Source organism: Streptomyces sp. NPDC001880, from assembly GCF_053594575.1.
This window is the reverse complement of sequence record NZ_JBSFET010000129.1, coordinates 1-12,130: the sequence shown is the minus strand read 5'-3', so window position 1 is coordinate 12,130 and position 12,130 is coordinate 1. Positions and strand designations below refer to the sequence as shown.

Genomic DNA, 12,130 nt, shown 5'->3' with positions numbered 1-12,130 from the left:
CCACCACCGCGTACTGGAACGCACCGAGGTCGAGGTCCGGCAGCACGGGTGCGTACGGGTGACGCCGCTGCACGAGCCCGACCAGTACAGCACCCCGCCCTACGGCGGCCCCGGCCCCTGGGCACCCGCACCGCCCGTACAGCGGCCGGTCCCGACCCCGGCGCACGGCACCCCCGTACCCCCGCAGTACGCGGGGACGAACGGTGCGGGCATCCCCACATCGCCCGCCGCCACCCCGCCGCCCCACGTGGCCCAGCAGCAGCCTCACCCCCAGTCGCAGCCCCAGAGGGCGTCGACGCAGTGGCTCCAGTACGACCCGTGGGGCGCACCCAGGCAGCCGCTCACCAACCCGGGCCCGCCGCTCGGGGCCGACACCGGCCGCAAGAAGAGCCGGCGCGGCTCCCTCCTCGTCGGCGCGGTGCTGCTCGCGCTGGTGGCGGGCGGAATCGGCGGCGGCATCGGGGCCTACATCGAGCGCAACGGCGGTCTCACCCAGGTCGAGCTCCCGCAGGCCGGCCGCAGCAGCGGTGGCCGGGCCCCCGACAGCGTCGCCGGTATCGCCGCCAGCGCCCTGCCCAGCGTGGTCACCCTCCACGTCTCCGGCGCCTCCGAGTCCGGCACCGGTACCGGCTTCGTCCTCGACGGCTCCGGCCACATCCTCACCAACAACCACGTCGTAGCCCCGGCCGGCCAGGGCGGCGAGATCACCGTGACGTTCAGCGGCGGGGAGACCGCGCGTGGCGAGATCGTCGGCAAGGACAGCGGCTACGACCTGGCCGTGGTCAAGGTCACCGGCGTCTCCGGCCTCAAGCCGCTGCCTCTGGGCAACTCCGACAATGTGCGGGTCGGCGACCCCGTGGTGGCCATCGGCGCCCCCTTCGACCTCTCCAACACCGTGACCTCCGGCATCATCAGCGCCAAGGACCGGCCGATCACCGCGGGCGGCGAGAAGGGCGACGGCAGCGACATCAGCTACGTCGACGCGCTGCAGACCGACGCGCCGATCAACCCGGGCAACTCCGGCGGTCCGCTCGTCGACGCCGACGCCCATGTCATAGGCATCAACAGCGCCATCCGCGCCGCCGGCAGCGGCTCGGCCGAGGAAGGCGGCCAGGCGGGTTCCATCGGCCTCGGCTTCGCCATCCCGATCAACCAGGGCAAGCGGGTCGCCGAGGAGCTGATCAACACCGGGAAGGCCACCCACCCGGTGATCGGCGTCACGCTGGACATGGAGTACGCCGGGGACGGCGCCAGGGTCGGCTCGAAGGGCGCGGCGGGCAAGCCCGCGGTGACGCCGGGCGGGCCCGGGGCCAAGGCCGGGATCAGGCCCGGTGACATCATCACCGAGGTCGACGGCCGGCGGGTGCACAGCGGCGAGGAGCTGATCGTGAAGATCCGCGCGCACCGCCCGGGAGACCGCCTGGACCTCACGCTGGCACGCGGTGGTAAAGACCTGTCCATCTCTTTGACGCTCGGCTCGGCGAGCGGCAGCTGACAGCCCCGTGACGCTACCGCGCGGACAGTTTCGACGGGTACCGTGGGCGGGTCCGGACCTCGACCGACATGGTCTCGGAGAACACGAGGAGCAACAGGGTGTTCAATGACATAGGCGCACTCGAGCTGGTGACGCTCGCGATTCTGGGCGTGCTGGTCTTCGGCCCGGACAAGCTGCCGAAGGTTATCCAGGACGCCTCGCGCTTCATCCGCAAGATCCGCGAGTTCTCGGAGAATGCCAAGGAGGACATCCGTACGGAGCTCGGCCCGGAGTTCAAGGACTTCGAGTTCGAGGACCTCAACCCCAAGACGTTCGTCCGCAAGCAGCTCATGGACGGCAAAGACGACCTGGGGCTGAAGGAGATCCGCGAGAGCTTCGACCTCCGCAAGGATCTGGCGGAGGTCACCGACGCGGTGAACGGCCGGGAGAACAGGGGCCTGGAGTCCGCGGATGTGTCGGGCGCCTCGGCGATCACCGCCGCCAACGGCTCCGCCGGCGCTCCGGACCTGCTCAAGAAGCGTGACCAGCCAAGCAAGGACGACCGGCCGCCGTTCGACGCCGACGCCACCTGACCCCCGGCCAATCCCGGCTCGTCCGGACGGTATGGCTATTCTCCATCTGTCCGGTTGTGAGTACGCCCGTTGGGGGGCGGGCCGCTCCGGACCCAACGGATCGAGGAGGCGGCCGGGCAGATGGAGACGACAAGTCGGGTGGGCGCGGAAGATGCGCCGGGCACAGTCACCGCAGAGGGGAAGCCGACGGCCCGGCGTACTGTCGACAGCTATCTGGCAGCCACGTTTCCCTGGTACGGACTGGACGAGGCCTTCACCGGGCCGCGCCGGCTGATGCAGGTGGGCACCGCGGCGGACGGCACGGTGCAGCACGGTTCCATCGGACACGGTGACGAACCGTCGATGCGGGCCGACGCGGGCGCCGAGAAGCAACGGTTCGCCGTCGTGGTGTCGATGGTCAGCAGCCCGGTGCGGCACAGCGGTGACGGCACGGGGGTGCTGGACGCGACCACGGTGTCCTCCGCGGCCTGGCTGGCCGGGTCCGGCCTGCTCGCCTGCACATGGCCCCCGCAGATGGACCACGCGCTGCGCGACGACTGGCTGGACCAGCAGACGGAGACGGCGTTCGAACTCGCCGACGACCTGGAAGGCCCCGCATGGTCGGTGCTGTCGCTGCCGGTGGACGGTGTCCCGGTGCCGTTCCACTACCGCGAGTCCGAATACGGCTGGGTACTGGCGGGATCGGCCCGCGGCGAGGTGCACATCGGGGCGTACGGGCGGGGGATGAGCGCGTACGGGCTGGGGTTCTCGGTGATCGACGACGTCACGACGTACGCGTAGCAAGCAGACGCGGGCGTACGCGCAGACGTGCGCGGAACACCGAGCGGTGACCGGCCCCGGGCCGGTCACCGCTCGTTCGTCTCAGAACTTGTTGCGCGGGGTGATGCCCAGCGACATGCCCGCCAGGCCGCGCTGACGGCCGCCCAGCTTGTCCGCGATGGTGCGCAGCGCCTTGCCGGCCGGGGAATCGGGGTCGGACAGGACGACCGGCTTGCCCTCGTCGCCGCCCTCGCGCAGCCGTACGTCGATCGGGATGGAGCCGAGCACCGGCACCTCCGCGCCGGTCGTCCTCGTCAGGCCCTCGGCGACCTTCCGGCCACCGCCGGTGCCGAACACATCGACCATCTCGTCGCAGTGCGGGCACGGCATGCCCGACATGTTCTCGACGACGCCGACGATCTTCTGGTGGGTCTGCACGGCGATCGAACCGGCCCGCTCGGCGACCTCGGCCGCCGCCTGCTGCGGGGTGGTGACGACCAGGATCTCGGCGTTCGGAACGAGCTGCGCCACCGAGATCGCGATGTCGCCGGTGCCCGGCGGCAGGTCGAGCAGGAGGACGTCGAGGTCGCCCCAGTACACATCGGCGAGGAACTGCTGGAGCGCGCGGTGGAGCATCGGTCCGCGCCACACCACCGGGGCGTTGCCCGGGGTGAACATGCCGATGGAGATGACCTTCACACCGTGCGAGGACGGCGGCATGATCATGTTCTCGACCTGGGTCGGCTTGCCCTCCGCGCCGAGCATCCGCGGCACGCTGTGCCCGTAGATGTCCGCGTCCACGACACCGACCTTGAGGCCGTCGGCGGCCATCGCGGCCGCGAGGTTCACTGTCACGGACGACTTGCCGACGCCGCCCTTGCCGGACGCGACCGCGTAGACCCGGGTCAGCGAGCCGGGCTTGGCGAACGGCACCTCGCGTTCCGCCGTGCCGCCGCGCAGCGAGGAGGCGAGCTCCTTGCGCTGTTCGTCGCTCATCACGTCGAGCGTGACGTCGACCCGCGAGACGCCCTCGACACGGGCGACCGCGTCCGTGACGCTCTTGGTGATCGTCTCGCGCATCGGGCAGCCTGAGACCGTGAGATAGACCGTGACAGCGACCGCACCGTCAGCGTCGATCTCGACCGATTTCACCATGCCGAGTTCGGTGATCGGACGGTGGATCTCCGGGTCGTTCACTGTCGCCAGTGCCTCAAGCACCGCGTCTTCCGTAGCCATACCTCGATAGTACGGGTGCGCGCGGCGCTCCTTGAGGGTGGTGGTGGGCGACGGGAGGGCGTTACGGCGCCTGCCGCTACGCGTGAGTAGGAACGGGTCAGTGGTCTTCGTCGCTCTCGGCCGGGAGCAGGGAGTGCCGGTCGTCGAGGTCCTTCACGAGGTCCTCCAGTTCGGAGCGGATCCAGTCGCGGGTGGCGACCTCGCCGAGTCCCATCCGCAGCGAGGCGATCTCCCGCGTGAGGTACTCGGTGTCCGCGATGGAGCGCTCGTTCTGCTTGCGGTCCTGTTCGTAGGTGACCCGGTCGCGGTCGGCCTGCCGGTTCTGCGCGAGCAGGATCAGCGGGGCCGCGTACGAGGCCTGGAGCGACAGCATCAGAGTCAGGAAGATGAACGGGTACCCGTCGAACCGCCACTCCACGGGCGCGAAGGCGTTCCACAGCACCCAGACGATGATGACCAGTGTCATCCAGGCGATGAAGCGCCAGGTGCCCAGGAATCGGGCGATCCGTTCGGAGAGCCGGCCGAACGACTCGGGGTCGTATTCGGGCAGCAGCCGCCGCCGCGGGGCCTTCGGCTGGTCCAGCCGGGAACGGGGCGGGCGCGCGATGCCCGAGGCACCCGTCGGCGCCGTCTTCGAGCGCTCCTCAGCCGCCACCGGAGACTCCCGCCTCGCTGTGGAAGTCCGTCTCCCGCCAGTCCTCGGGCAGCAGGTGGTCGAGTACGTCGTCGACGGTCACCGCGCCGAGCAGAGATCCGCTCTCGTCCACGACCGGTGCCGAGACCAGGTTGTACGCGGCCAGATAGCTCGTCACGGCCGGCAGCGGGGTGTCCGGTGTGAGCGGGACGAGATCGCTGTCGACGATCGAGCTGACCAGCGCGTACGGCGGATCCCGCAGCAGCCGCTGGAAGTGCACGGTGCCCAGGTACTTGCCGGTCGGTGTCTCGTCGGGCGACCGGCACACGTACACCTGGGCGGCCAGCGCCGGGGAGAGGTCCGACTGCCGGACCCGGGCGAGCGCGTCGGCGACCGTCGCGTCCGGCCGCAGGATGATCGGCTCGGTGGTCATCAGCCCGCCCGCGGTCCGCTCCTCGTACGACATGAGGCGCCGCACATCGGCCGCGTCGTCCGGCCGCATCAGCGTCAGCAGCCGCTCCTTGTCCTCCTCGGGCAGCTCGGACAGCAGGTCGGCCGCGTCGTCCGGGTCCATCGCCTCCAGGACATCGGCGGCGCGCTCCTCCTGGAGCTTGCCGATGATCTCCACCTGGTCGTCCTCGGGCAGCTCCTCCAGGACATCGGCGAGCCGGTCGTCGTCGAGCGCGGCGGCGACCTCGGCCCGCCGCTTCGGCGAGAGGTGGTGCAGCGCGTTGGCCACGTCCGTCGGGCGCAGCCGCTCGAACGTGGCGACCAGGGTCTCGGCGCCCTGCCCGACCTCCTCCAGCGAGAACCCGCTGACCGCCGACCACTCGACCGTCAGGGTCTCGCCCTTGCGGCGCAGCGCCCCGCCCTTGCCCTTGCGTACGAAGTACTTGTCGATCTCCCAGTCGCGGCGGGCCGGGAGCTGCTGGACGGAGACGTCGAGGACGGTGACCTCCTCACCGGTCTCCACGAGGCGGACCCGGCGGTCGAGGAATTCGCCGAGCACCAGGCGCTCGGTGGGCCGCTGTTCGAAGCGCCGCATGTTGACCACGCCGGTGGTGATGACCTGGCCGGACTCGATCCCGGTGACCCGGGTCATCGGGAGGAAGATCCGGCGTCGGCTGAGCACCTCGACGACGAGCCCGAGCAGCCGGGGCGGCCTGCCGCCGACCCGGAGCATCGCGACCAGGTCGCGGACGCGGCCCACCTGGTCGCCGTTGGGGTCGAAGACCGGTACGCCGGCGAGATGGGAGACGAACACCCGGGGGGCGCCTGCCACCATCCTGCGCCTCCTTCTTCCGTGTACGACTTCTCCGGCTGGTCTGTTTGGCAGTCAATCAACCTTTATGACGGGATCAGGCTAGCCCGTACCGCTCCGGCTTGCCCCGGTGGAGCCGTCCGTACGGCTCCCTGCCGGGAGGCGTGAACGGCACAGGTACGCTGCCGTCTGCCACCCCCGCGATGCAGATGAGAGGCAGTGCGCCCGTGACCTCTTCCGTTCCGCCCGTCCGGGCCCGACGCCGGACCGCCCTCGCCGCCCTGCTCTGTGCGGTCCTGGCCGCAGCCCTCACGGCGTGCGGCGAGGACCCGGACCAGGGGACCAACGGCGTCGGCAAGCTGAACGCCACGGAGATCGAGAAGAAGGCACAGCGCGCGGCGGACGCCGCCGACGCGGTGCGCCTCGCCGGGACGCTGGTGAGCAAGGGCGGCACCTACAAGCTCAACATGCAGCTCAAGGAGAACGGTGGCACCGGCTCCGTCGCCTCCAAGGACAGCACCTTCGAGCTGCTGCGGATCGGTGACGAGCTCTATCTGAAGGCGGACTCCGGGTTCTGGAGCCACGAGGAGGAGCCCGGCGCCGACGGCGGGGCGGGCGGCGCGGCCGCGGACAAGCTCCAGAACAAGTACGTGAAGGTGCCCCAGGACGACCCCACGTACAAGCAACTGCGCGGCTTCACGGACAAGAAGACCCTGCTCGACGGGATGCTCACACTGCACGGCACCCTCAACAAGGGGGACCGGAAGACCATCGGCGAGACCCGGACCGTCCAGATCATGGGCGGCAAGGGCGAGGGCGGCACGCTCGATGTCTCGCTGGAGGGCAAGCCCTATCCGCTGCGTTTCGCGCGCGGCGGTGGCGGGGGGACCGTCACCTTGTCGGACTGGGGCAAGGACTTCGCGCTGGAGGCCCCGACGCGGGCGGACACGGTCGACTACGGGAAGCAGCTGCCCAAGACATCGTCCTGACAGTGGGCCGCGCCGCCCCCGGTCAGCCCTTGCGCCCCTGCTTCAGCAGTCGCGGCAGCCCTGCGGGCACCGGCCGGCGCGTGGTCGCGGACGTCGGCAGCGGCGCCGCGGCCAGGGAGCCGTCGGGCAGCTCCGTACGGAACTCGCCGGGCGTCAGCCGCAGCACCCGGCACTCGCGCGCCCAGCGCTCCGTCATCTGCTCGGCGTCCGGTGCGTTCAGCCGCTTGCCCTTGAGCTCGGCGACGGCGGCCTCCCACTCCTCGGAGTTCGGGGCGAGTTCCGTCACGGCGGCCGTCCAGGCGACCAGCCGGCCGCCCTTGTCCTTGCTGCGCACGGTCACCTCGGCGGCGGATCCGTCGGTGAGCCCGGCCGGGAGCGGCTGCTCGCCGGGACCGTCCCCGACGAGATGCGCCGCACCCTCGTGCCATACGTGCCACAGCGCCCGTGCGGGACCGGTGCCCCGCACCCAGATGAGGCCCGACTTCTTGGTGGCCTCCTCGACGAGGGCCCGGCCCAGCGGCACGTCAGCGGCAGCAGCAGTCATGCCCCGAACTCTATTGGACCGGCCGGGGGACGGTGTTTCAGAGCCAGCCGTTGCGCTTGAGGATGCGGTGGATGGAGAAGCAGACCACCCCGATGACGCCCAGCACCATCGGATAGCCGTACCGCCAGCCCAGCTCGGGCATGTGCTCGAAGTTCATGCCGTAGACGCCGCAGATCATCGTCGGTACGGCGACGATGGCCGCCCAGGACGTGATCTTGCGCATGTCCTCGTTCTGCGCGACGGTCGCCTGGGCCAGATTGGCCTGGAGGATCGAGTTCAGCAGCTCGTCGAAGCCGACGACCTCCTCGTGCACCCGTGCCAGGTGGTCGGCGACGTCACGGAAGTACTTCTGGATGTCGGGGTCGATCAGTCGCATGGGCCGCTCGCTCAGCAGCTGCATCGGCCGCAGCAGCGGGGACACCGCCCGCTTGAACTCCAGTACCTCGCGCTTCAGCTGATAGATCCGGCCCGCTTCCGAGCCGCGCGGGCTGCCCTTCGCCGGGGTGGAGAAGACCTCGATCTCCACCTCGTCGATGTCGTCCTGGACGGCGCCGGCCACCGCGATGTAGCCGTCGACGACATGGTCGGCGATGGAGTGCAGGACCGCCGAGGGGCCCTTGGCGAGCAGCTCGGGGTCGTCCTGCAGGCGGTGCCGAAGCGCGCGCAGCGAGCCGTGGCCGCCGTGCCGCACGGTGATGACGAAGTCCCGGCCGGTGAAGCACATCACCTCGCCGGTCTCGACCACCTCGCTGGTGGCGGTGAGCTCGGTGTGCTCGACGTAGTGGATGGTCTTGAAGACGGTGAACAGCGTGTCGTCGTACCGCTCCAGCTTCGGCCGCTGGTGGGCGTGGACGGCGTCCTCGACGGCGAGCGGGTGCAGTCCGAACTCCCGGGCGATACCGGCGAATTCCTCCTCGGTCGGCTCGTGCAGGCCGATCCAGGCGAAGCCGCCCTCCTCGCGTACCTGGAGCATCGCCTCGTGCGGCGTGCGGCAGGTGCCGCTCTCCAGGCGCCGCCCGTCGCGGTAGACCGCGCAGTCGACGACCGCGCTGGAGGCGGAGGGGTCACGGGTGGTGTCGTAACTGTTGTGCAGGGCGTTGCTCTTGCGCAGGGACGGGCGCACGGCGGCGCGCAGGTCACGGATCATCGACATGGCTGACTCCTTCACGGAGGGCCGTCGTCGGGCACGTGGAACAGCCCGGAATGGGGACGTGTGCTCACGTCCGCAAAGCGGGCGGCACCGCGGCGGCGCGATGACGGCGTTCGCTACAGACAGGCAAAAACGGAGTGCTCTTCCGTCGTGCGCAAAGCCATGGGCCTCGACCTGGAGGCTTCAGATCACCAGGAAAGGTGGAGTACGGAAGAGCGGTTGGTACTGCACGATCGACTTCGGTCCATTGCAGCCCCACCTCCTCCAGCCGGTCCCCCTTGGGGGATGACGTGTCGTCGGGGCTGAGAGCGACGCTTCTGCGTGCTGCCCCGACCAGCGGCCAAGACTATCAGCCGACTGACGGCCAATCCCTTACTTTGCCCGTTCCATACGCGACCTATGCTCGCTGGATGGGAGAAATTCTTGCTCTTGTCGAGGCCCGGCTACTGACGGCCCTCGGCGAACCGGACGCGCGCGCGGCAGTGACGTTTCTCGGTACGGACCGGATCGAGGTGCTGCGCTTCGTCGACGGCGATGTGGTGCGCTACGCCACCCTCGGCATGTCGGCCCAGCCGATGGCCGACCCGACCGCGGCCCTGGTGGACCCGGTGAAGGGCCCGCGCGCCGAACTGATCCTCTCCGTGCGCGCCGGACTCGCCGACACCGACAAGGTACTGCGCCCGCTCGCCGTGCTCGCCGCCTCCCCGCAGGTCGAGGGGGTGATCGTGGCACCTGGAGCCTCGCTGGACGTCGGCGGACCGCTGTGGCCCGGGGCACCGTTCAGCTCCGTACTGGTCGCCGAGCCGGGCGGCCTGGTGGAGGACCTGGAGCTGGGAGAGCCTGCGCCGCGCAGCGGCTCGGTGGGGGGCGGCGGTCGGGAGACGGGCGGGCCCATGGAGCCGGTGCGGTTCCTGCCATTGCTGCCGATGACGCCCAACGAGGCCGCGTGGAAGCGGGTCAGGGGGGCGCAGGAGCTCCAGGAGCGGTGGCTCTCGCACGGTACGGACCTGCGTGATCCGCTGCGCGGCTCCGTGGCGCTCGACTGAGAGGCTGTCGGGTGACCTCGGACCGGAAAGCGTGTGCGGTCCGGCGCGTGCGATTCCAAGGCGGAGGAGGGAGACGGATGGGGTCTCCCCTGGTCGAGCGGAGCCGAGAGCCGGGGGAAGGAGCGTCGTCGACCGACGACGACGCGGGAAGCGCGCGCACCAGGGCGTGGCCGCCCGGTCGGAGGTCACCCGACAGCCTCCGAGGCGTACAGGGATGCGCCGGCGTACCGAGCAGTGCGCCGGCCGGGCACACGGAAGGCCCCGCCGCGCGGCCAGGAGGGAGAGCCGCGGGCGGGGCGGTGCCGGGGCGGGCGAAGGGGTCAGTCGGCGAAGACCGTGACGCTGTCCTCGGTGGCGTGCTTCGGCTTCAGCTCCACCGCCTCGTGGGTCAGCGCCGCACGCCGGATCCAGATGACGGCCGCACCGGCCACGGCGGTGACCGCGGCGACCACGAACGGGATGTGGATGTTGCTCCACTCCTCGATCTTCGGCGCGAGGTACGGGGCGGCGGCCGCGGCGAACCAGCGGACGAAGTTGTAGCCCGCGCTCGCCACCGGGCGCGGCGCGTCCGACACGCCGAGCGCCAGCTCCGTGTAGACGGTGTTGTTCATGCCGATGAAGGCGCCGGAGACGATCGTGCAGACGATGGCGGCGGTGTGGTTGCCGTAGCCCAGGATCAGCAGGTCGACGGCGAGCAGCACCAGCGAGGCGCCGAGCACCTTCAGCGAGCCGAAGCGCTTCTGGAGCCGCGGGGCGACGAGCACCGAGAAGACCGCGAGCAGCAGACCCCAGGCGAAGAACACCGCGCCCGACTTGTACGGCGTCATGTTCAGCACGAACGGGGTGAACGCCAGGATCGTGAAGAACGCGTAGTTGTAGAAGAACGCGGAGGTGGCGACCGAGGCCAGACCGCCGTGACCGAGCGCCTTGACCGGGTCGAGCAGCGAGGTCTTCCGGGCGGGCCTGGGCTGTTCCTTCAGGAACGCCGTGATGCAGATGAAGCCGATCGCCATCAGCGCGGCCGTGCCGAAGAAGGGGTAGCGCCAGCTGGCGTCACCGAGCAGGGCGCCGACCAGGGGCCCGCAGGCCATGCCCAGGCCGAGCGCCGACTCGTAGAGCAGGATCGCCGAGGAACTGCCGCCGGCCGCCGCGCCGACGATCACGGCGAGTGCGGTCGACACGAAGAGCGCGTTGCCGAGCCCCCAGCCGGCCCGGAATACGACGAGTTCGCCGACGGACGACGAGGTGCCGGAGAGCGCGGCGAAGACGACGACGAGCGCGAGGCCGGCCAGGAGCGTCTTGCGGCCGCCGATCCGGCTGGAGACGAAGCCGGTGACGAGCATCGCCACGGCGGTGATCAGGAAGTACGACGTGAAGAGCAGGGACACCTGGCTCGGCGTCGCCTCCAGGCCCTTGGCGATGGACGGCAGAATCGGGTCCACCAGGCCGATTCCCATGAACGCGACAACAGAGGCGCCCGCCGTGGCCCAGACGGCCTTCGGCTGGCGCAGGATGCTGCTCGCGCCCTGATCGAACGGATCCTCTCCCCGCATGAGTCTCCTCGCTCCACTAGATCGTTGCGACATACATAGAATAAGTTAGACACTCTAATAAGTGCAAGCTACACCTATCTCTGCACGTGGGGGCCGCCCTGCGGAGGAGTGATCTTCCTTGACGCGGCGACGGTCCTGGAGGACCGTTGGTCGCTATGAGGGGCGAACCCAGTTGCCCGAAGTGCGGAGGCCGGGTCAGAGCGCCCGGTCTGTTCGCCGATACCTGGCAGTGCGAGGTGCACGGCAGCGTGCAACCGCTGCAGCCGGTGATTCCGCCAAGCGTCGAAGCGCTCGGGGCGGTGGTGCGCCGGGCGGAGGTCCCGGTGTGGATGCCCTGGCCGTTGCCGGTCGGCTGGCTGTTCACGGGAGTGGCGAGCGCGGGCGACGACCGCAGTGGCGGCCGGGCCACCGTGGTGGCCTGCTCCGGCCCCGGCCCCGTCGGCGGCATCGGTGAGCTGCTGCTCGTCACCGAGGAGCTCGGCGTCGGACTCGGCGCGCGCTACGCCGGGATCGACGGCCCCGACCCCGGCCCCTGTCTGGACGTCGACGGCCCGCCGGACGTCAAGATGCTCGCCGCCGGCCGGCCCACCCCGCTGTGGAACGTCAAGGGGGTCCCCGAGGACCGGGCGGTCTTCGCCGGCGAGGCGCGCGGGCTCTGGCTCTGGGCGATCGTCTGGCCCGAGCAGTCCGGGCTGCTGATGTACGACGAACTGGTGCTCGCCGATCTGCGCGAGGCCGGGGGGGAGATGGACCTCGTACCGTGCGGGGCGCTCACCCCGCGACTGCTCGCCTAAGAGCTTGCAGATCATTAACACGTCGTCTTGATCTTGTTGCAGGGCTCGCTGGTTTGGGTGAGGACTCGAGCCTGGAGGGCCGCGAGGACGACGGGTG

Annotated in this window: 12 protein-coding genes; 6 read left to right on the top strand and 6 right to left on the bottom strand. The window is 70.4% G+C overall.

Annotation, left to right across the window (positions count from 1 at the left end; all coding sequences use genetic code 11):
* Positions 1-13: 13 nt before the first annotated feature.
* The 3 genes from ACWCQ6_RS33320 to ACWCQ6_RS33310 all read left to right on the top strand — a co-directional run bounded on the left by ACWCQ6_RS33320 (position 14) and on the right by ACWCQ6_RS33310 (position 2,847).
* Complete coding sequence (locus ACWCQ6_RS33320) at positions 14-1,495, top strand: S1C family serine protease (protein WP_451095645.1); 1,482 nt, start codon at positions 14-16, stop codon at positions 1,493-1,495.
* Between the two features lie 98 nt (positions 1,496-1,593).
* A complete protein-coding gene (locus tag ACWCQ6_RS33315) occupies positions 1,594-2,067 on the top strand; it encodes a sec-independent translocase (protein ID WP_451095643.1) in 474 nt (157 codons plus the stop codon).
* Positions 2,068-2,187: 120 nt separating this feature from the next.
* Complete coding sequence (locus tag ACWCQ6_RS33310) at positions 2,188-2,847, top strand: hypothetical protein (protein ID WP_451095641.1); 660 nt, start codon at positions 2,188-2,190, stop codon at positions 2,845-2,847.
* Positions 2,848-2,928: 81 nt separating this feature from the next.
* Here ACWCQ6_RS33310 and ACWCQ6_RS33305 read toward each other — a convergent pair whose 3' ends face one another.
* The 3 genes from ACWCQ6_RS33305 to ACWCQ6_RS33295 all read right to left on the bottom strand — a co-directional run bounded on the left by ACWCQ6_RS33305 (position 2,929) and on the right by ACWCQ6_RS33295 (position 5,981).
* On the bottom strand, positions 2,929-4,062 hold the full coding sequence (locus tag ACWCQ6_RS33305; protein ID WP_451095639.1) for an Mrp/NBP35 family ATP-binding protein: 1,134 nt from the start codon (positions 4,060-4,062) through the stop codon (positions 2,929-2,931).
* 97 nt (positions 4,063-4,159) lie between these two features.
* Positions 4,160-4,717: a DUF1003 domain-containing protein gene (locus ACWCQ6_RS33300; protein ID WP_451095636.1), complete on the bottom strand. Its 558-nt coding sequence runs from the start codon at positions 4,715-4,717 to the stop codon at positions 4,160-4,162.
* Complete coding sequence (locus ACWCQ6_RS33295) at positions 4,707-5,981, bottom strand: magnesium transporter MgtE N-terminal domain-containing protein (RefSeq protein WP_451095634.1); 1,275 nt, start codon at positions 5,979-5,981, stop codon at positions 4,707-4,709. The genes ACWCQ6_RS33300 and ACWCQ6_RS33295 overlap by 11 nt, the downstream gene beginning before the upstream one ends.
* Before the next feature lie 203 nt (positions 5,982-6,184).
* Here ACWCQ6_RS33295 and ACWCQ6_RS33290 point away from each other — a divergent pair, with 203 nt between their 5' ends.
* Positions 6,185-6,946 carry a hypothetical protein gene (locus tag ACWCQ6_RS33290; protein WP_451095632.1) on the top strand — a complete coding sequence of 254 codons (762 nt, stop codon included), beginning with the start codon at positions 6,185-6,187 and terminating at the stop codon, positions 6,944-6,946.
* 22 nt (positions 6,947-6,968) lie between these two features.
* On the opposite strand, the gene ACWCQ6_RS33285 is transcribed toward ACWCQ6_RS33290, so the two are convergent.
* Positions 6,969-7,490, bottom strand: coding sequence for a hypothetical protein (locus ACWCQ6_RS33285; RefSeq protein WP_451095630.1), 522 nt, complete (start codon positions 7,488-7,490; stop codon positions 6,969-6,971).
* Between the two features lie 37 nt (positions 7,491-7,527).
* Complete coding sequence (locus ACWCQ6_RS33280) at positions 7,528-8,643, bottom strand: magnesium and cobalt transport protein CorA (RefSeq protein ID WP_451095628.1); 1,116 nt, start codon at positions 8,641-8,643, stop codon at positions 7,528-7,530.
* Positions 8,644-9,050: 407 nt separating this feature from the next.
* Here ACWCQ6_RS33280 and ACWCQ6_RS33275 point away from each other — a divergent pair, with 407 nt between their 5' ends.
* Positions 9,051-9,686, top strand: coding sequence for a suppressor of fused domain protein (locus ACWCQ6_RS33275; RefSeq protein ID WP_451095626.1), 636 nt, complete (start codon positions 9,051-9,053; stop codon positions 9,684-9,686).
* A 320-nt stretch (positions 9,687-10,006) separates the two neighbouring features.
* On the opposite strand, the gene ACWCQ6_RS33270 is transcribed toward ACWCQ6_RS33275, so the two are convergent.
* A complete protein-coding gene (locus tag ACWCQ6_RS33270) occupies positions 10,007-11,239 on the bottom strand; it encodes an MFS transporter (RefSeq protein ID WP_451095624.1) in 1,233 nt (410 codons plus the stop codon).
* 155 nt (positions 11,240-11,394) lie between these two features.
* Here ACWCQ6_RS33270 and ACWCQ6_RS33265 point away from each other — a divergent pair, with 155 nt between their 5' ends.
* A complete protein-coding gene (locus tag ACWCQ6_RS33265; protein ID WP_451095622.1) occupies positions 11,395-12,033 on the top strand; it encodes a DUF6758 family protein in 639 nt (212 codons plus the stop codon).
* Positions 12,034-12,130: the final 97 nt, after the last annotated feature.